General features: G+C 69.2%; 18 protein-coding genes. 12 read left to right on the plus strand and 6 right to left on the minus strand.

The features are described 5' to 3' along the window. Positions 1-488: 488 nt before the first annotated feature. Complete coding sequence (locus ACWD0A_RS21030; RefSeq protein ID WP_451300197.1) at positions 489-2,411, plus strand: ATP-dependent nuclease; 1,923 nt, start codon at positions 489-491, stop codon at positions 2,409-2,411. 266 nt (positions 2,412-2,677) lie between these two features. After that, on the plus strand, positions 2,678-4,075 hold the full coding sequence (locus ACWD0A_RS21035) for a PIN-like domain-containing protein (RefSeq protein WP_451300199.1): 1,398 nt from the start codon (positions 2,678-2,680) through the stop codon (positions 4,073-4,075). A 54-nt stretch (positions 4,076-4,129) separates the two neighbouring features. Here the strand turns inward: ACWD0A_RS21035 and ACWD0A_RS21040 are convergent, their stop codons facing one another. After that, the gene (locus tag ACWD0A_RS21040) at positions 4,130-4,375 is read right to left on the minus strand and encodes a hypothetical protein (protein WP_451300201.1); all 246 of its coding nucleotides are present in this window, start codon (positions 4,373-4,375) and stop codon (positions 4,130-4,132) included. Between the two features lie 385 nt (positions 4,376-4,760). After that, the gene (locus ACWD0A_RS21045) at positions 4,761-4,982 is read right to left on the minus strand and encodes a hypothetical protein (protein ID WP_451300203.1); all 222 of its coding nucleotides are present in this window, start codon (positions 4,980-4,982) and stop codon (positions 4,761-4,763) included. Here ACWD0A_RS21045 and ACWD0A_RS21050 point away from each other — a divergent pair. The 5 genes from ACWD0A_RS21050 to ACWD0A_RS21070 all read left to right on the plus strand — a co-directional run bounded on the left by ACWD0A_RS21050 (position 4,975) and on the right by ACWD0A_RS21070 (position 9,823). Beyond that, a complete protein-coding gene (locus ACWD0A_RS21050) occupies positions 4,975-5,331 on the plus strand; it encodes a hypothetical protein (protein ID WP_451300205.1) in 357 nt (118 codons plus the stop codon). The genes ACWD0A_RS21045 and ACWD0A_RS21050 overlap by 8 nt on opposite strands. Positions 5,332-5,384: 53 nt before the next feature. Continuing rightward, a complete protein-coding gene (locus ACWD0A_RS21055) occupies positions 5,385-6,074 on the plus strand; it encodes a response regulator transcription factor (RefSeq protein WP_451300207.1) in 690 nt (229 codons plus the stop codon). Beyond that, on the plus strand, positions 6,071-7,369 hold the full coding sequence (locus ACWD0A_RS21060) for an ATP-binding protein (protein ID WP_451300209.1): 1,299 nt from the start codon (positions 6,071-6,073) through the stop codon (positions 7,367-7,369). The genes ACWD0A_RS21055 and ACWD0A_RS21060 overlap by 4 nt, the downstream gene beginning before the upstream one ends. 334 nt (positions 7,370-7,703) lie before the next feature. Then, entirely contained in the window at positions 7,704-9,236 is a 1,533-nt protein-coding gene (locus ACWD0A_RS21065; RefSeq protein WP_451300211.1) for a hypothetical protein, read from the plus strand. Between the two features lie 161 nt (positions 9,237-9,397). Beyond that, on the plus strand, positions 9,398-9,823 hold the full coding sequence (locus ACWD0A_RS21070; protein ID WP_451300213.1) for a hypothetical protein: 426 nt from the start codon (positions 9,398-9,400) through the stop codon (positions 9,821-9,823). Positions 9,824-9,943: 120 nt separating this feature from the next. On the opposite strand, the gene ACWD0A_RS21075 is transcribed toward ACWD0A_RS21070, so the two are convergent. Then, a complete protein-coding gene (locus ACWD0A_RS21075; RefSeq protein ID WP_451300215.1) occupies positions 9,944-10,777 on the minus strand; it encodes a CAP domain-containing protein in 834 nt (277 codons plus the stop codon). A gap of 292 nt (positions 10,778-11,069) precedes the next feature. On the opposite strand from ACWD0A_RS21075, the gene ACWD0A_RS21080 reads away from it, so the two are divergent. From ACWD0A_RS21080 to ACWD0A_RS21095, 4 genes are all read left to right on the plus strand, one after another. Next, on the plus strand, positions 11,070-12,005 hold the full coding sequence (locus tag ACWD0A_RS21080; RefSeq protein WP_451300217.1) for a fibronectin type III domain-containing protein: 936 nt from the start codon (positions 11,070-11,072) through the stop codon (positions 12,003-12,005). A gap of 148 nt (positions 12,006-12,153) precedes the next feature. Beyond that, positions 12,154-13,020: a PhzF family phenazine biosynthesis protein gene (locus tag ACWD0A_RS21085; RefSeq protein ID WP_451300219.1), complete on the plus strand. Its 867-nt coding sequence runs from the start codon at positions 12,154-12,156 to the stop codon at positions 13,018-13,020. 281 nt (positions 13,021-13,301) lie between these two features. Then, positions 13,302-13,853, plus strand: a complete 552-nt coding sequence (locus tag ACWD0A_RS21090) for a DUF6232 family protein (protein ID WP_451300221.1) — start codon at positions 13,302-13,304, stop codon at positions 13,851-13,853. Further along, complete coding sequence (locus tag ACWD0A_RS21095; protein WP_451300223.1) at positions 13,853-14,212, plus strand: hypothetical protein; 360 nt, start codon at positions 13,853-13,855, stop codon at positions 14,210-14,212. Before ACWD0A_RS21090 ends, ACWD0A_RS21095 begins: the two co-directional genes overlap by 1 nt. A gap of 70 nt (positions 14,213-14,282) precedes the next feature. On the opposite strand, the gene ACWD0A_RS21100 is transcribed toward ACWD0A_RS21095, so the two are convergent. Beyond that, a complete protein-coding gene (locus tag ACWD0A_RS21100) occupies positions 14,283-14,789 on the minus strand; it encodes a hypothetical protein (protein ID WP_451300225.1) in 507 nt (168 codons plus the stop codon). Between the two features lie 288 nt (positions 14,790-15,077). Here ACWD0A_RS21100 and ACWD0A_RS21105 point away from each other — a divergent pair, with 288 nt between their 5' ends. Continuing rightward, positions 15,078-16,403 carry a penicillin-binding transpeptidase domain-containing protein gene (locus ACWD0A_RS21105; protein WP_451300227.1) on the plus strand — a complete coding sequence of 442 codons (1,326 nt, stop codon included), beginning with the start codon at positions 15,078-15,080 and terminating at the stop codon, positions 16,401-16,403. A gap of 24 nt (positions 16,404-16,427) precedes the next feature. Here ACWD0A_RS21105 and ACWD0A_RS21110 read toward each other — a convergent pair whose 3' ends face one another. Both ACWD0A_RS21110 and ACWD0A_RS21115 read right to left on the minus strand, forming a co-directional pair. After that, on the minus strand, positions 16,428-16,883 hold the full coding sequence (locus tag ACWD0A_RS21110; RefSeq protein WP_451300229.1) for a hypothetical protein: 456 nt from the start codon (positions 16,881-16,883) through the stop codon (positions 16,428-16,430). A 14-nt stretch (positions 16,884-16,897) separates the two neighbouring features. Next, positions 16,898-18,541, minus strand: a complete 1,644-nt coding sequence (locus tag ACWD0A_RS21115; RefSeq protein ID WP_451300231.1) for a restriction endonuclease fold toxin-2 domain-containing protein — start codon at positions 18,539-18,541, stop codon at positions 16,898-16,900. Positions 18,542-18,606: the final 65 nt, after the last annotated feature.

Consider the following 18,606-nt stretch of genomic DNA (forward strand, 5'->3'; position numbering starts at 1 on the left):
CGAAATCGTGGTGCGGTACTGATGTTTCCCCCTAGATCACGTGATCTGGTGTGGTCGTGTGGCGGCGGGGTGCCACCGCGGCACCCACTCCTATCGAATGAATGAACGATTCCGTTGATCCGGGGTGCGGCTTGTCCTGATTCGATGCATCCCTGATCGAGCTCAGGGAAGGTAGTGGTCGCTGCTTCGGCCGTGCCGACTCATCCCTGAGCCGTCGTGCCATCGCGGCGGTGTGAACTTCTCTTCGGCGAGAACTGGTCGGGGAGGTGCGGCGCGGGTCCGGGCGGTCGTCGTCACCGTCGCGGCATGGCGGCACGCCGGACCGTCGCCGAATAGAACATACGGGCGTTCGAGGAACTGAATTCCGTGCAAATTAAGCCTGTTAGGCAGACGTAAAATCATCTGATTCATCTGCATGTTGATCGCTAACATCCTGATCGCCACAGAGCGCCTATCGGGGTGCTCCCGCACCACATTTCAGGACGACCGTGAAAATCAAGCGCGTTCGCGTCGAGAACTTCTGCTGCCTGCACAAGGTGGACATGGCGTTCGACGAGATAACCTGCTTCATTGGCCCGACCGGTGTCGGCAAGTCCACCGTGCTCCGGGCTCTCGACTGGTTCTTCAACGGCGAGAAGTCGGTTGCTCTGAGCACCGACGACGTCCATTCGGCGGCCGAAGGTGAGCGCATCTCCGTCGAGGTCGAGTTCGACGGCCTCACCGACCACGACCGCAACGCCCTCGGCCGTTACGCGCCCCAGGGCGCGGAGACCGTGAGCGTCTGGCGGACTTGGGAGGCCGGCGAGGACAAGATCACCGGCAAGGCGCTGGCCTACTCGCCCTTCGAGGAGGTCCGGCGTCAGGACGGTGCCATGGCCAAGCGCAAGGCGTACAACGCCCTCCGTGACAGCGAGCCCGGCCTCGGGCTGCCCAGCGCCGGCAGCGAGAAGGCGGTGCAGGAGGCGATGACCACCTGGGAGAGCGAGCACCGCGAGCGGCTCACAGAGTCCGAGGTCGAGGACACGCACTTCTTCGGCTTCGCGGGACAGAGCAAGCTCGCCGAGCTGATCGACTTCGTCTTCATCTCCGCGGACCTGCGTGCGTACGAGGAGGCCGACGACCGTAAAGCGTCCGCCATCGGCCGCATCCTCGACCATGCCGTGGACCGCACCGAGGCGAACGAGCAGCTCGGCTCCATCGAGGAGACCGCGCACCAGGCGCGTCTGGACGTGCACAGAACGGTGTACGGGCCCACGCTCGACGATCTGTCCGCCGCGCTCTCCGCGGAAGTGGCGCGATTCACCGCCGGGCGGGAGGTGGTGGTGACTCCGATGGTGCAGACGCCCAAGCCCGCCAAGACGTCGTTCCAGGTCAGCATCAAGGACGGCGCCGCGGAGACTTCGGTGCACCGGCAGGGCCACGGCTTTCAACGTGCGCTGATCATTGCCGCGCTGAAGCTGCTGTCCGAGCGGCGGCGGCCGGAGGCGGGGACCCGGACGCTGTGTCTGGCGGTCGAGGAGCCGGAGCTGTTCCAGCATCCCCCGCAGGCACGGACGTTCGCCGAGGTGCTGCGCGGCCTGGTGAGGTCCTCGCCGGACGGCCGCACCCAGGTGATGTACGCGACTCACAACCCCGTCTTCATCGAGCCGCGCAGCTACCATGAGATCCGACGGCTCGGACGCGATGGGACAGAGGAGCATCCGGTCACGCGCGTGCGGCAGATCAACGAGGCCGAGCTGATCCGATCCCTGCCGGACGACCTGGTGAATGAGGGACAGATCAGGAGGCAGGCCGGCATCAAGTGCGCCGGAGCGCTGTCAGAGGGGTTCTTCGCGCGGGCTGTCGTGCTGGTCGAGGGAGACACCGACGGGGCGGTCCTGATCGGATGTGCGGAGCGGGAGCAGCTGAGCCTCGGCGCGCTGGGCGTCAGCGTGATCAGTGTCGGCGGTAAGAACAACGTCGCCCTCTGCCACGCGATCCTGAACGCCCTCGGCGTGCCCTGCTACGTGCTCTTCGACGGGGACTCGGGCAAGGAGGCGCGGAGCCGCCAGGGCATCCAGTACATCCAGGACGACGACGAGCGGCGTGAGAAGGAGCGCAAGATCGAGGAGCAGACCCGAAAGGATCTGCTGCTGAACTCGAACCTTCTCAGCTATCTCGGCGCATCCCCTTCGCCTTGGCCCACCACCGAAGCGGTCGGGAGCCACACCGTGTTCGAGGACCATCTCGAGGCCTTTCTCGACAAGGAATGGCCCGCCTGGGGCATTCGTAAGAAGGAGCTGGTCGCTTCCGGTGACGGCTTCCCGGAGAAGAACTCGGCCACCTACCGGGAGGCGGCCCGGACAGCGGCCACCGCGCCACCGTTCATTCTCCAGGCGGTCCTGGAGAACCTGAAGGCCATGGTCAAATGAGAAGCAGGTCGCCTGCCAAGTGATGGGAGGTGGGGCGGGCCGGCGCCCGCGGTGCGCCCCCTGCCCCACGTGGCACCCCAGCCCCCCGGGGCCTCGCGTCCCGGCCTCCGAACCATGCGGGAAGTCGTTTCGCCTGTTGGGCGGTAGGAGCCGTCACGTAGAAGAGTTGGCCGAGAAGGAGCTCCCCCGCAAACTCAGGGCCTGGAACCATGCCCTCGTGTCTCCGGGGCTCGGTGCCGGGGCGGAGAAGTGGGGGAGCCTGGCAGATGGCGTTCACGGACGAGTCGACAGCGACCGGTGGCGGGCGGGGCATCTACGACTGCGACGGGGCTCATCGGACCCCTCTCAAAGAGGACTACGAGCGCGTCTTCATCTCAGGGATGGTGGTGCTCGACACCAACGTCCTGCTTAACCTCTACCGCTCCAACGAGCGCACGCGCCAGGACACTTTGGCTGTGCTCACGAAGCTGCGCGACAGGTTGTGGGTACCCCACCAGGTCCTGACCGAGTTCTGGCGCAACCGTGAACAGAAGTCCGTCCGTCATCACCACAGCACCAAGGCGAAGGAGACGTCGGCCGCGCTCGACAAGGCGCGCAGGTCGGCCCAGGACGCCGTCGAGCGGTGGATGAAGGACGTCCGCCTGAAAGAGGACGAAGAGGTCACCCAGCAGATCCATGACGGGCTCGGAGTCCTCACTCAATCGCTGGACCTGCTGCGCGAGGTCATCGACGGGCAAGCTGAGCGGGACGCGCTCGCCGGCACGGCCGAGACGCACACCGACCCAGTGCTCACCGAGTTGGAACCGCTCCTGCGCGGGTGCATCGGTGAGCCGCTGCCCGCGGACGAGTACGACAAGGCGGTCCAGGAGGCGGCGAAACGCGCCGATGAGGAAATCCCGCCGGGCTACGAGGACTTCAGGAACAAGCCGCCGGAGCAGGCCGCGGGCGACTATCTGCTCTGGGTGCAGCTGCTGAAGGAAGCAGCACAGCGCGACGGTGATGTGCTGCTGGTGACCGGAGACGTCAAGAAGGACTGGTGGCAGCCACGCGACATGGACATCCAAGCCCGTCCAAGGGCCGAGCTTGTCGTGGAACTGCGCGAACACGCGGGCTCAAACCTTTACATGCTCACGCCCGCCGAACTCCTCACCTGGGCCGAGCAACTGCTCGAAGGGCTGCAGGTGGACCGGGACTCCGTTGACGACTTGGAGCAGTTGCGCGATGCGGACGGGGAGGACGATCTTCCCAAGGCCGGCTGGACCAAGACCAATCTGGGGGAGTTCCTCCTCCGCTTGACGGGACGCTCGCCCTCACGCGTCAAGGTGATCTTGGCAGCGGCGCGAAACGGTGGATTCGTAGACAGAGCGACGGTCTACGAGGTGGCCGGCTATGCGGAGGATCGCCAGCTCAAGGGGTTCACTCGTCCGATCAGCACGGTGGCACGGGAGCTCAAGGACGCAGGCCTGCTCAGTGGAGAGGAGCCGTTCCTGCTCAACACCATTTATGGCTCGGAGGCAGAGCCGTCGTGGGCTTCGGGCTTCCGGATCCCCGACGAGGTGGTTCCGATGGTCATCGAGATGTTCGCGCCACCGCGAGGATCCGCAGACTCCACCAGTGGTGCGCTGGACGTAGAGGACGCGAGCCCGGAGCTTGACCGGCGTTAAGTTGCCTCGCGGCGAACTCGCAGAGTGCTCTGGACGCGGACTACACCGCGGGGTTCAACCAGCGAATAGGGCTCGACGCTGCCGGGCCGCCCGCCCCACGGCCGGACGTTCGTCAGCAGGACGACCGGCGGGCACCACGGTCACGGCATACGACGGGACCTCGGCGACCGTGGCGGTGTGATGCTCCGGTCTGTTCGGCGTGACCGGCCAGGAGTCGAAAGCATCCGTCACCACCAACTGGTTCACCATGACCGTCACGCTGCGCTGGTCCGCCGGCGGCTGGAAGATGACCGGATTCACGCAGACTGACGGGCCCGAGCCGACAGTTCGGCCAAGCTCCGCCGCAATGACACCGTGGCAAGCGCCCGGACTCTCCCCAGCCCCTCACTACCCGAAAGTCGTAGTCCAGGCCATGAGCACATCACCGGCCCCCGCCGCACCAGCCTCGCCCGCCTGGCAGCATTGCGGACACGGCGCCGACCCCGCCACCGCTGGCGCCTGGAGGGGCCAGCCACCGTCGTCTTCGACAACATGCGCGAGCTTCCCGGCCTGCTGACCGCGGCCACCGCACGCTGATTCCGGCCCGCACCACGCCGGCAGGTCGCCATGCGGGACCGCCCGGCGCAGGCCGCCGGCGTCGTGTCGCCCGCGTTGTACCACTCATGCCGGACCGCCCGCTTCGGCCCTAGAACGACGTCTCGCGCACGCTCGCCCGGTCCGAGGGCTCCGTCGTGGCGGTGATCTGCGAGCGGTGCCCGGTCGCGTCGAAGGTCACCGTCAGCGTCTGGGGCGCGCTCTGTGTCGTACTCGCGGTGAAACCCTGGTTCGGTACGGCCGAGATGAGGCACACCCCGCCGCTGCCGTAGCGCACCGTCGCCTTGCCGCCCCGCGACGAGATCGTGTGCACGCCCGAACCGCCCTCCTGGCACCAGTTGCCCGCGCCCTCCCCTGACGGCTCGGCCGGTTCCGTCGACTGCGGCGCGGTGGTCGTCCGGGACGCGGGCGCAGGAGTCACCGGGCGCGGCTTCACCGTCGTCGGGGACGGACTCGGCGTCGCCGTGCGGCTCGGCTTCGGCCTGGGCTTCGGCGACGGGCTCGGGCGCGCGGACGCCGAGGCGTGCGGCGCGGCCGCGAAGTCCTTCGGCGCCGACTGCGCCACCGGCGCGGTCGGACGGGTCGAGCCCACCACGAAATGGATCGTGATCATGACAGCCGTGACGCTGGCCGCGGTGCACGACAGCCAGATCAGCAGGTAACGCAGGAGTCGAGACACGACACCATAGTGACGGACCGGCTAACGTGCCTGCCCATGGCCTGCGTACTTGTCGTCGAGGACGACCCCGTGATCCGTGCCGCCCTGATCGAGGTGCTCACCGGGCACGGGTACGCCGTCCGCACCGCCCACCAGGGATTCGAGGCGCTGCGCGAAGTCACCCAGGCCCTGCCCGACATCGTCGTGCTCGACCTCGGACTGCCCGATCTGGACGGTCTCGACGTCCTGCGCATGATCCGGGGCATATCGCGCGTACCCGTCCTCGTCGCCACCGCGCGCGACGACGACACGGAGGTCATCAGGCTCCTCAACGCCGGAGCGGACGACTACATGGTCAAGCCCTTCTCCGGCGGCCAGCTCGCCGCCCGCATAGCCGCCGTGCTGCGGCGTTCCGCACCGGCCGCGCAGGAACGCGACCAGCAGCCGGTCGTGCAGGTGGCGGACCTCAGGATCGACCCGCTCGCCCGCACCGCGCACCTCGCGGGCCGCGAGCTGAACCTGACCCGGCGGGAGTTCGACCTGCTCGCCTACCTCGCCGCCCACGCGGACCAGGTCATGTCCCGCCGGCGGATCCTCGCCGAGGTGTGGCAACAGCCGTACCTGGAGGACCAGACGGTGGACGTCCATCTCTCCGCACTGCGCAGGAAACTGGGCGAAAGGGCTTCCGAACCGCGCTATCTGCACACCGTGCGCGGTATCGGCATCAAACTGGTCGCCTCGCCATGAGACGAGCACTCGCGGGCATCGCCCTCGCCGTGACCTCCATGGTCGCGCTCTCCTTCCTCATCCCGCTCGCCCTCCTCGTACGCGAACAGGCCAGAGACCGCGTCACCACCGCCGCCGAACAGCGCGCGGGCGCGCTGTCCCCCGTCCTCGCCCTGACCACCAAGCGGTCCGACGTGCAGCAGGCCGTGGCCGAGCTGGACCTGCGCGACCAACTCGCCGTGCGTCTCCCCGGCGGAGAGTTCGTCGGCAGCCCGCACGCACCGGAGGAGGCGCTGGAACGCGCCGTACGGAAGCGCGAGACCCTGGCCATGGACATCCCCGACGGCTGGGTCTACCTCCAGCCCGTCGTCCTGCCCGGCGGCCGGGTCGCGGTCGTCGAGGCGTACGTGCCGGCCGCGGACCTCACCCGCGGCGTAGGGGCGTCGTGGGGCGTCATGTCCTTGCTCGCACTCGGTCTGGTGGGCGGATCGGTGCTGGTCGCCGACCGCCTCGGCGCCCGGGTCGTCCGCTCCTCGCGCGGGCTCAAGAGCGCCTCGCTCGCCCTGGGCTCCGGGGACCTGGACGTACGCGTGGAACCGGACGGCCCGCCCGAACTCCAGGAGGCCGGCGTCGCGTTCAACACCATGGCCGACCGTGTCGTCGAACTGCTCGCCGTCGAACGGGAGATGGTCGCCGACCTCTCGCACCGGCTGCGCACCCCGCTGACCGCGCTCTACCTGGAGGCGGACCTCATGAGCGGTACGCCGGGGGCGCGGCGGATCACCGAGGCCGTCGGCCGGCTGGAGAGCGAACTGGACTCGATCATCGCCGCGGCCCGCACCCCGCTCGCCGCCACAACCGCCTCGCACGGAGCACCGGGGCGGCCGTGCGAGGCGACCGAGGTGGTCGCGCTGCGACTCGACTTCTGGTCCGTCCTCGCCACGCAGCAGGACCGTCTCTGCGAACGTTTCCTCACCCCGCGGCCGACGCCCGTGCTCTTCCCGGAGGACGACCTCGCCGCCGTCGTCGACGCCCTCATCGGCAACGTGTTCCGGCACACCCCGCAGGGCACGGCCTTCGCCGTACGGGTGGAGCGCACCGACCGCCACGTGCTGCTGACCGTGGACGACGCGGGCCCCGGAGTCGAGGACCCGGAGGCCGCGCTCACCCGGGGCGTGAGCGTCGGCGGCTCCACCGGTCTGGGCCTGGACATCGTGGCCCGCGCGGCGCACACGGCCGACGGCGAACTGCACATCACCCGCGCCCCGATGGGCGGGGCGCGGGTGCGGGTGTCGTTCGCGCTGGCGGGTGCCTGAGGAGCGGGCCCACTGGCTCGCGCCCACCGGCTCGGGGGCAGCCGCCCGCGGTCAGCGCCGCGATCTGCCGGTCGAGCAGCTGCGCGAGCTTGTGGGCGGCGGAGCGGGGCGTCCCGCGAGGCCGTTTCCCGTTGGGCGCGGCAAGCAGGTGATGTTCGGCGTGTCCCGGCCTTTCAGTACGTCGACCGGCTGCACGTCCTCTTCATGATGGCCCGGGATTTCCGACACCGGCCTTGTGGCTGTGCATCAGGGAAAGAGGGTCATCTTGACGACCAGACGAAGCGTTCGTCGAGTCCTGCCACTTGTGCTGGCAGCACTCACGCTGGGCTTCGGCATGCCCAAAACGTCTCCGAGCGCCATGGCACAGGACCACGGGGACGCCGTGGTGGCGACCGACCACATCCGGCTGCCCCCGGCGAAGGCCGTGACGCCCAGGGGAAACCTCGAGTCCGAGGACCGACGACAGCCCCCTGCGCCGCTCTCCACCGACACAGAAGAGCGGCGTGCCACGGCCCGAGAGCTTCCTCCGCAGAAGCGTCCGAGCGTCGGTGGCTCACGGTCTTCCGCTCCCCTGGCGCCGCCCGCGGGCCAGTTCGGCTTCGAGGGCCTGAACCAGGGCAGCACCGGCGTCCGCCCACCGGACACGCACGGCGCCGTCGGCCTGAACCACTTCGTGGAGATCACCAACGGCAGGGGCATCGGCGTCTTCAACAAGGCCAACGGCGCCAACGTGCTGAACGTGTCGTTCGCCAGCTTCTTCAGCTATACGACGACGATGATCTTCGATCCACGGGTCGTGTACGACAAGAAGTGGAACCGATGGGTCATCGTCGCCGAGGCGCTTCCCGAGCCGGCCAACCCCTCGGTGCAGAACCTCTTCGTCGCCGTGTCCACGACGTCCGACCCGACCGGCTCGTACTTCCGCTACAGGTTCGACCTCCCGGAGGGCACCGACTTCTTCGACTTCCCGCAGCTGGGCCTGGACCAGGACGCCGTGATCATCACGGGCAACGTCTTCAACGCGTCGCTCACCGGCTATCTCCGCACGCGTGTGCTGGGCCTCGCCAAGGCGGACATCTACAACGGGCGCGCCACCACGTTCCAGTACTTCAACCTCGGGGCGGTGGGTTCGGTGGCGCCTCCCATCGTGGAGGACAACAACGCCAACGCCTTCCTCCTGACGGGCAGCCCCTCCGGGGCCCTGAGGCTGTTCCGGGCCACGGGCCTTGGCCGAAGCAACGCGAGCATCGCCGCGCCGGTGAACGTGCCGGTGCCGGCGTTCTCCGCACCTCCGGACGCGCGCCAGCCCGGATTCGCCGACCGGCTGGACTCGTCGGACGCCCGTTTCCAGAACGCCAGCACCCAGATCGGCAACCAGCTCCTCAACATCCACACCATCGCGGCCGGTTCGCGCCCGACGCCGAAGTGGTACCAGATCAACACCGGCACCAACGCCCTGACCGCGTCCGGGTTCGTCTTCGAATCCGGTGACTCGGACGACTTCAACCCCGCGGTGGTCGGCTCCCCGGTCGGCGGCACCGCGGCCAATCCCATCGGACGCATGTTCTTCACCTGGTCGTCGACCGACGCGGTGGGCTCCGGCCTCCACCACGCCGCGGTCAAGGGCAGCGGACGGTTCGCGACCGATTCCACGACCGTCACTGGGGGCGTGACCTTCGCGGTGGCGACCGGCCCCTACAATCCGTCGTCGGCCCCCGTCGAGCGCTGGGGCGACTACTCGGCGGTCACCATCGACCCGGTGGCCGTCAGCGGCTGTGCGGTCGGCCAGCGTGCCTGGCTCGTGAACGAGCGGCACGTGAGCACGTCCATGTGGGGTTCGAGGATCGGACGTCTCGGTTACTGCTAGGCGACAAGAGACCGGACCACCGTTGAGGCGGGAGGGGCGCTGCGTCGCCCCTCCGCCCTTGTTTTCGCCCGCATGGTGTGTGGCGCATGCCCTCCTACAGTGGAGGTGTACAACGGTTTGCGAGCTGTCGCACGGACGGTTCGGGCTTGAGGAGGAGCACGGTGCGTTCCCGTGTCCTGACCGTGGCCGCCACCGCATCGCTGATGGCGCCGGCGGCACTCGCCTCCTGCGCGGACTCGCCGCACCAGGGGCCCGGCACCGGGCCGAGGGACGCCGCGTCGGGAGTGGCAGGTGTCGTCGTCCTGTGGCCCGTGTGCCCCGTCGAGGGAGCCCCGGAGCAGCGCGAGGACGAGTGCCGGGGGGAACCGACCAAGGCGAGCGTGCATGTACGCGACCGCACCACGGATGACGTTGCCGCGACGGCGCGCGCGGAGCCGGACGGCCGCTTCCGGGTCTCTGTGCGCCCCGACGAGTACACCGTGACGGCCGAAGTACCTGGAACGGAATTCTGCAAGGCTGTCGACGTCACCGTCCGTCCCGGCATGTACGCGGATGTGACGGTCAGGTGCGACACGGGCCTGCGCTGACGGCGCGGGACGCCGTGGGATCCGGTCGTTGCCGGGCGGCTCACTGGCCGCCGGGCGTCCCTTGCGAACACCCCGGGGAGCAAGCGCGGCAGTACGCCCGGCCGGGGCCGCCCTTACGGTCTACCGGCTCGCGCCGAAGTTCTGCGTCCACCACGGGCCGCCGTCGCCGACGTGGACGCCGACGCCCAGCTCCTCGAAGGAGCAGTTGAGGATGTTGGCGCGGTGGCCCGGGCTGTTCATCCACGCGTCCATGACGGACGCGGCGTCGGGCTGCCCCTGGGCTATGTTCTCGCCGAGCGTGGACCAGGCGTACCCGGCCGCCTCGACGCGGCTGGTCATGGTGGAGCCGTCGGGCCCGGTGTGGGACATCACGCCGGAATCGGCCATGACATCGCTGTAGTCGTCCGCGGCCTGCGTCAGCCGGTCGTTGGCGGTGACCGGTCCGCAACCGGCTGCGGCCCGCTCCTTGTTGACGAGCGCGAGGACCTGCGCCTCGGGGCCGCTCGGCGCGCTGTCACCGGCCGCCCGACTCGTCCGGGCCGTGGTGGCGGGCGTCTTCGTCGGCGTGCTCCTGTCCCCGCTCGCCGCGCGCTCGGCCGCCGCCGACCGCTCGGGCGATGCGCTGGGGCTCGCGCTCTTCTCGGACTTCGCCGGCTTGGCGGGGACCGGGCTGTGCGAAGGGGACGGGCTCGCGCTGCCGGTCGCCGGGGGAGACGCGAGAGGGGTGGCGACGCCACCCGCGACCTCGTCGGCCGAGCCGCTCGCGGTGTCGGTGCCGCCGGCCGTCACCCGGTCCGCCTGCCTGCCCTGGTCCCCGCCCGAGAAGGCGGTGACACCTGCGCCTGCCGCGACCGTGATCGCGCCGAGGGCCAGAACGATGCCCCGCGCCCGTGGTGCGCCCTTGGGCCGGGCGTGGGAACGGGACGGCTTGCGGGCGGCTCTGTGGGAACCCATGCGAGGCACCTCGGTGACGGTTCGAAGGATGGTCGGTCCAACGAAAGATCCCGGCAGGCGCGACCGCGCCCACCGGGATTCGTGGGGGGTTGCACGAGAGCGTAGGGGGGACCGGCTCCGGATGGTGTGCCGGACGCGCATCTTCAAGAAGCCATAAGAAAGCCTTGAGGCTGAGGCAAGGTACGTCCCGCCGCAAGGCTTGAAGCGGGCCGGGAGGTGTGCCATACAGGTCTGGACCAATGCTCGTCAGTCTGCCGCCCGCGGAGGCCCGACCGTGCGATGTCCCCCCACCATGGCCGCGTTGGCCTGCCTCGCCGCCCTGCCGCTCGCCGCGTGCGCCGGCGACCATCCGGACACCGAACGCCCCACCACCCCCGCCGGGGTCACCGCCCAGGCGAGCAGCGCCACCACCGTCCACGTCATGTGGGAGACCTCCTCGGACAACAAGGAGGTGACCGGATACGAGGTCTACGAGAAGGGCACCCGGGTCAGAACGGTGCCCGCCACCAAGCACATGGTGGACGTCGACCGCCTGAGCCCCCGGACCGCGTACCGCTTCACGGTCCGCGCCCGCGACGCGGCCGGGAACCTCTCCGGCCCGAGCACGGCGATCTCGGTGACGACCCCGGCAGCGGCCCCGGACGACCGCGGCGTGCCCACGCCCCCGGGCAGGATGCGCGGCACGGTGGACGGCAGCAGGGCCGTGACCCTGACCTGGGCCCCGTCGACGGACGACACGGGTGTCACGTCGTACGACATCTACCAGGAGGACTCCCGCGTCCACAGTGTGCAGGGCACCCGTACGACGGCCCGCGTGACGGGCCTGCGCCCGGGCACGGTCTACACGTTCACGGTCCGCGCCCGCGACGCCGCCGAGAACTCGTCCCCCGACAGCGCCCCGGTCGACCTCACCACCGCACCGGCCCCGGGCGACAGAACCCCGTCCACGGCCCCGACGTCCCTGAAGGCCATGGCCCGCAAGGGGGCGATCGACCTGTCCTGGACGCCCCCGCGCACGGGCGCCCCGGTGCGCGAGCACCGGCTGTACCTGAACGGCCGCCCGGCGACGACGATCGTCTGGGGCGCGGAGCCACCGGCGGGAACAGCCAGGTACACGATGACGATCACGGACCCCCCGGGCACCCGCTACAGCATCAAACTCCGCGCGAAGCTTCCGGACGGCAGGTGGGGGGACTTCTCGGCACAGCGGACGGTGGTGGTGGAGTAGCGGCCCTCCAGGCAGCCGAGGCGATCGGCGAACTCGACGCCGTCCGCGACCGCGACCGCGACCGCGGCCGCGGGCTGGGCGCCGGGCGAGGCCGGGGCGCGGGCTCCCGGCCGGGAACAAACCTCTCCGGTCCCTCGTTCCGCCGATCATGACCACGACGCACGAAGTCCTGCGCTACACCGCCTTCTCCGACGACCCGGCCGGAGGCAACCCCGCAGGGGTCGTCCTCGACGCGGCAGGGCTCGACGACGCCGCCATGCTCGCGATCGCCGCCGAGGTCGGGTACAGCGAGTCCGCGTTCCTGACGGCGCCGCCGCAGGGGCTCGGCGGGGAGCACGGGCGGGCGTTCACCATCCGGTACTTCAGCCCCAGGGCCGAAGTGCCCTTCTGCGGGCACGCCACCGTCGCCACCGCCGTCGCGCTGGGTGAGCGCATCGGGACGGGGGACCTGGTGTTCGCGACGAGGGCGGGGACCGTGCCGGTGACGGTGAGCGAGGAGGGCGGGACGCTCCGGGCCACGCTCACCACGGTCGAGCCGCACAGCGAGGACATCGCCGACGCGGACCTGGCCGAGGCGCTGGCCGCCCTGCGCTGGCCCGCCGCCGACCTGGACCCGGCGATCCCGCCCCACATCGCCTTCGCCGGCGCCCGCCACCTCGTGCTCGCCGCCGCGACCCGTGCACGACTGGCCGAGCTGGCCTACGACTTCGACCGCCTCGAAGCCCTGATGCGCCGCCTCGACCTGACCACGGTGCAACTGGTGTGGCGGGAGGCGGAGCGCGTCTTCCACGTACGCGACCCGTTCCCGGTGGGCGGCGTGGTGGAGGACCCGGCGACGGGCGCGGCGGCGGGCGCGTTCGGCGCGTACGTGCGTGAACTGGGCCTTGTCCCCGAAGCGTCGGTGCTCACGCTCCACCAGGGCGAGGACATGGGCCGCCCCGGCGTCCTGACGGTGGAGCTGCGCGCGGGGGACAGGCGGGTACGGGTGACGGGGACGGGCACGCGGATCGGGTGAGGCAACTCTCCACAAAAGAACGCACACTTGACGAGGGAATCCGGCTTGCCTCCACAACGCGCTGCGTGGTTAATGGTCATCGCTCAGTGATCAGGCACATCGCCCGGACCTCAGGGGACAGACAACCGATGCAGACGACGGAGTCGACCGGCGAGCCGGAGGGCGTACCGCGGCATGCCACGCAGGAGGCCACTCAGGGGGCACCGCCCTCTGCGCCGCCCCCCGGCGTGCCACACGTCCCCGCGCAGCACACGCCGCAAGTCACACCGCCCTTACCTCCGGTGCCACCACAGTTTGTCGGCGGCATCGATCTACGGGTCACCAAACGGCTGCTGTGGGTGGGCGGTGCCGCCTATCCCCTGCGGAACATCGCGCGGGTGTACACCTTCACTCTCCACCCCAAACGCAAGGAAGCGGTCCTGCGCTTCCTGAAGAACCTGGGCATCACACTCGCCGTGGCGCTCGCCCTCACGATCCTCGGCGGCATGGCCGCCTTCGCCAGCCGGGAAGCGGGCGGCGGAATCGTCACGTTCGTCTGGCTCGGCACCTTGGCCACGCTGATCTACTCCCTGGTCGAGATGATCTCCGTTCTGGCGGCGCCGTCCCACTACGTACTGGCCGTGGAGACGTCCGGCCCGTCCACCGCCGTGGTCACCAGCAGAGACCCGCAGCACCTGAACCACCTCGTCGGGCGCATCGCGTACGCGATCGAGCATCCCGACACCGAGTTCCACGTGAGGGTGGACACCATCACGATCAGCCCGAGGAACTACTACTTCGGGGACAACGTCAACATGTACGGCGGCACAGGAAACGTGGGGGTGGCCAACTGATGAGCGGCGACAGCTATTTCTTCGGCGACAACGTCAACATGCACGGCGGCAGCGGCAACACCGGCATCGTCAAGAACCAAGGGGCCGCCGCAGCCGCCCCGCCCGTGTCTCCCGCTGTCCAGGCGGCCGTCGAGGAGCTCCTCCGGCTGGTCGAGGAGCTCCGCGACAAGCTCCCGCCCGCGAGCGCCCAGGTCCTCGACGACTCCCTCCCGGACGTCACGGCCGATGCCACGGCGCAGCCGCAGATCCGCAATCGCGCCCTCCTGGCCATCGCCGGCATCGCCGCGACGGTCGGCGTGATCGGACAGCCGGTCCTCGACGCGGCCAACAGCCTGATGGAGCTGCTGGGCGCCAAGTAGAGAGCGCCGCTTCACCGGCACCGAGGCCGTCGGGTGGATACGTCCTCTGCCCGGCGGCCCTGTCCCGTGGTCATCTGCGGCCGTCGAGCAGGCGGGCGAGGTCTCCCGGCGTCACGTCGAAGGGAAGCCGCCCGTCGTCGAACAGGTGGATGCCGCAGGTGCGGTAGATGTCGTCGGCCGCCTGGGAGCAGATCATCTTGTCCGAACGCGCCACCCGCGAGCGCAGGAAGCGGGTCGCCAGTGGCAGCCGCAGGCGGTAGGCCGCCAGGTAGAAGTACGTCGTCCAGTTGTAGCCGGTGCCGACCCGGCTCCGGGCCTCGGCGACGACGGCGTCCCGCTGGTCGCTCCGCAGCTCCCAGGGGACGACGGCATGCTGTCGGTGCTCGTACTTCGACCAGGGGCTGATGACAGCCCCACCGGGCTGGGCCTCGAAGACGGTGCCGTCGTCCAGGGCGACCGCCACATGCGTCCAGCGGCTCAGGTCTCCGTTGAGGGCCTGGAGCAGCCACACCAACTTTCCGGACAGGCCGCCTATCCGGGTCAGGACGATGGAGCCGGGCAGGGGAGCAGAAGCCATGGCAAGTCACCTCTCATGAGGACCTGCGGATCCGCGAGCCGAGAAGTCGGCATCGTCGTCCAGGTGAGTATTCCCAGCCTGTTGTGCAGTCCAGTCCCGCCCCGTCCCGTCGGCTCCGGCCCTGGACTGTCCCGTGACCAGGCGCCGAAGTCCCCTTGTGCAAGTGCCCCCTTCGACGGCGACCTCCTCCGACCAGCAGGAGGGGGTACGCGGCTCGATAGGGTGATCACCATGAGGCCGATCAGTCGACGCGCAGCGGGCTCAGCGACGTTGTACGCACTTCTTCCCGTGCTTGCTCTGGGCTGCACCGCGGGGGCGGACTCCGACGGCGGGAGCGGTGCCAAGGGCAAGGAGACGCCGCCCGGCGCTACGCAGGACGTGCCTCGCCCCGTCGAAGGATTGGGAGACATCATCGTCGCGGGCCGACCGGTCACCGGGGCGGAGCCGTCGGGGCACCCCAAGGTCCCCTACCGGCGGACTTACGAGGCTGGTTCGCTGTACGCCGCCGTGACCGGATATCGGTCGATGGCTTACGGCCGGACGGGCCTTGAAGCGATCTACAACGACGAACTGTCCGCGGGTGTCGGAGCCGGCGGCAGCTCCGGCCATGTGGTGACCACGATCAGGCCTGAAGCCCAAGAGTCCGCGGCCCGGGCCCTGGGCAGCAGAAGGGGCGCCGCGGTCGCTGTTGATACGGACACCGGCCGGATCCTGGCGCTGGTCAGCACACCGTCGTACGATCCCTCGCGCTTCAGCGGCAACGCGACTTCGGACGAGGAGGCGTGGAAGAAACTGCAGGACGACAGCGACAAGCCGATGCTCAACAGGGCGGTGCGTGACGCTGTACCGCCACGCCACACCTTCTACCTCGTCGTTGCGGCGGCCGCGCTCGAGGAGGGGCTCTACGGGTCGGTCGACGATCCGACACGTGCGCCCCTGCCGTACACACTGCCCGAGACGACGACCGAACTCGCGTCCGAGGCGGCCTCGTGCGCTGATGCCTCGATCAGGACCGCTCTGCGGCACGCGTGCGACAACGTCTTCGCCGCCATGGCCGTAGAACTGGGGCATGACACCCTCGCCCGGACGGCCGAGAACTTCGGCTTCAACGACGAGGCCCTGTACACGCCCCTGTTGGAAGCAACGAGCACCTTCCCCACGGAGGGTGACAGGGACTACCAAGTGGCTCTTTCCGGCATCGGATGGGGTGAGGTGCGTGCCACACCCCTCAGGATGGCGGAGGTCATGGCGGCCATCGCCAACGGCGGCCGACGGACGGCCCCCACGATGGTCGACCGAATCGTCCTCAGCGACGGAACTGTGGTGGGGCCACGGCGCAGTGCTGTGCCACGACGCCAGGCCATCAGCCGAAGGACCGCCGACCAACTGCGGTCTGCGCTCGAGACCTCTGCCGGTGTCGGCGGCATCACCGGCTGGGTCCAGCCGGACCGGACGTACGATGCCGAGCCGACCTCATGGTGCCTGTCGTATGCCGAGGACAAGAAGGGCCGGACGATCGCGATCGCTGTTCGGGTGGAAGATCCCGGCAGCGCGAAGGGCGATGTCCGACCGGCGGTCGCTGTGGCCGATCGGATCAGGGCGTCCGTGTCCTAAGCAGCCGGTCATGTCCGAACAGGGCTACGGTTCGTCGACGGCTTCGAGGTGCCTGTGCATCTCCGCCCTGATTGCCTCATCGCCGCCTTGCGTCGGCAAGGGCCACGGATCTTGTTCCCCGTTCGCCATCGCGAGACTGCTGGAGAAACGGACGAGGTTCGGCGCGGGTGCGAAGGAGTCACGGAGCCAATGCGCGAAGACAGCGGCCTCGTCGGCGGTCACGTCGGTGAGCGTGATGTACGCGTAGTCCGGCGCTTCCATGGCCGCCGTGCCGTCGATCCACACGTCCGGCCCGAGTTCGACTTCGAAGTCGAGCACGCGCATGGGGTGGATGCCCGAGGTCCGGTACTCCATGGTGGGCTCGGGGAACGCCTGCCGCAGGGCACGCTCCAGCGACTGCAGCGTGGACTGCCAGGCCCCTCCGGCGCCCTGGGGCGGATAGAAGGCGAAGTTGGTGCGGATGTTTCGTTCGGTCGGCACTGTTTTCCTCTGAGTCACGGCACGTATCGCGTCGAGCCGGGCGTACCCGTCATCGCCATCATGGACTGCCAGTACGCGGCGTTGTCCCTTCCGTTGGTCACTATTTCCAGGCCCCGTATCTCGCTGTTCGCAGGGTTCGCCATGGCTTGTTTGTAACGGACGAGTTCCTTCTCGTCACCGGCGTACATGGCATCCACGACGGGGTCCCAGGCGATCTTTCCCTTGTCGTTCACCTTGACCGGCTTGGCCAAGGTGTCTTCGACTCTGTCGAGGGACCGGAAGCTCTTCTTCTTGCAGTCCGGGTCCCGGACGTGCTTCGCCTCGACAAGGTGACCGTCGGCCGGACGTACGCCGTCGACCATCAGGCCGCGTTTTCGGCCCGCCAGCGGGACCTCACGTTCGGGGTAGCCCGCGATGCGCAGTTGGTACGCGTTGTCCGGGCTGTACGGACCGCCACCGCCGGCAAGTCCGCCGGGTGTGAGAGAGCTTGCCCAGGCACGGAACTGCTGCTGTTCCGAGGCGGTGAGCAGACGGCTGGTACCGGGCGCGGGCGGAATCGGGTCGGCGAAGGGTATGCCGGGGTCGACGGGGTTGACGGCGGGCAGCAGCGCCGGAGGCGCACCTGTGAAGGAGGCCAGTCTGATCGGCACGGGTATGGGTATGCGGATGGGCGGCGGCAGGAACGGAACCCCAGGCAGGCCGGGAGCTGTCGGCCCCTCGGGCTGTGGCAGCCTGACACGCTCCGCTGACGAGTCCAGCGCGTGTGCCACATTACCCAGGTCCTGTATCCAGGGGTCGCTGAGCACCGCGTCGTGCAGCCCGCCGTCGTATCCGTTCGCCCCGAACATCGGCTGGTCCCAGGGCATGTCGACGGTGAACAGATCGTTCTGGTGATGCTGGATCTTCTCCTTGGCCGCCTCGACGTGGTCCGCGTACCGGTCGCACGCCTTGGCCAGCTGCGAACAGGCGGCGACCAGGTTGGTCACCAGGGGCTCGTCCGCCTCTGCCTTGGCCGGCGGGCAGGTGAGGCCGACGAAGTGTTTGACGTACGCGCGGAAGGCGTCGGCGGCCTCACCGGAGTGAGCCTTGCCGGCAGTGCCGGAGTAGGTCTGCGCGTCTTCCAGGAACCGCTGCATCAGGGAGCCGGCCTGGCGCCAGGACCCGGCGACGTCCCGGATCTTCTCCTGTGAGCCCCGGAAGCGGTCGCTTCTTCCCACGGGGGCGTACTGGTCGTACCAGGCGGTCTCACCGACCACTTCGGGCAGTTCCCGACCGAGCCCCAGGTAGTTCTCTGTGCAGTCGGCTCCCGGGTCGCCCATGCCCACGGTCAGATCGACCTGTTTCCCCAGGAAGGCGGAGACGAGCTTGCTCTCCTGGGACATGAACTCACGGGCGGTGCGCATGAGACCGCGGCTTGTCTCCCCGAGAACGTAGGAACTGAAGCCCATCTGGTTCAAGGTGGCGGAGGCCGCCGATACGTACACCTTGGCGAACGCCCGCCCTGCGTCGTCGTCTCCGGCCATCCCGTGCTGCCGTGCAAGCTCGTGACCGAGGGCAATGGCGGTGTCGCGGGCACCACGCATGGACTCGATGAGTCCCATGGAGCCGCGGATCATTCCTTCGGCGATGAACTTCAGGTCAGGCGTGAGTCCGCTCACTGTGCTGCCTCCCCGTTTGCAGACGTGAGTGATCAACTTAGTAGGGCTCTGCGGCCACGTCTGTA

The sequence above is a fragment of the Streptomyces sp. NPDC002867 genome, from assembly GCF_053591895.1.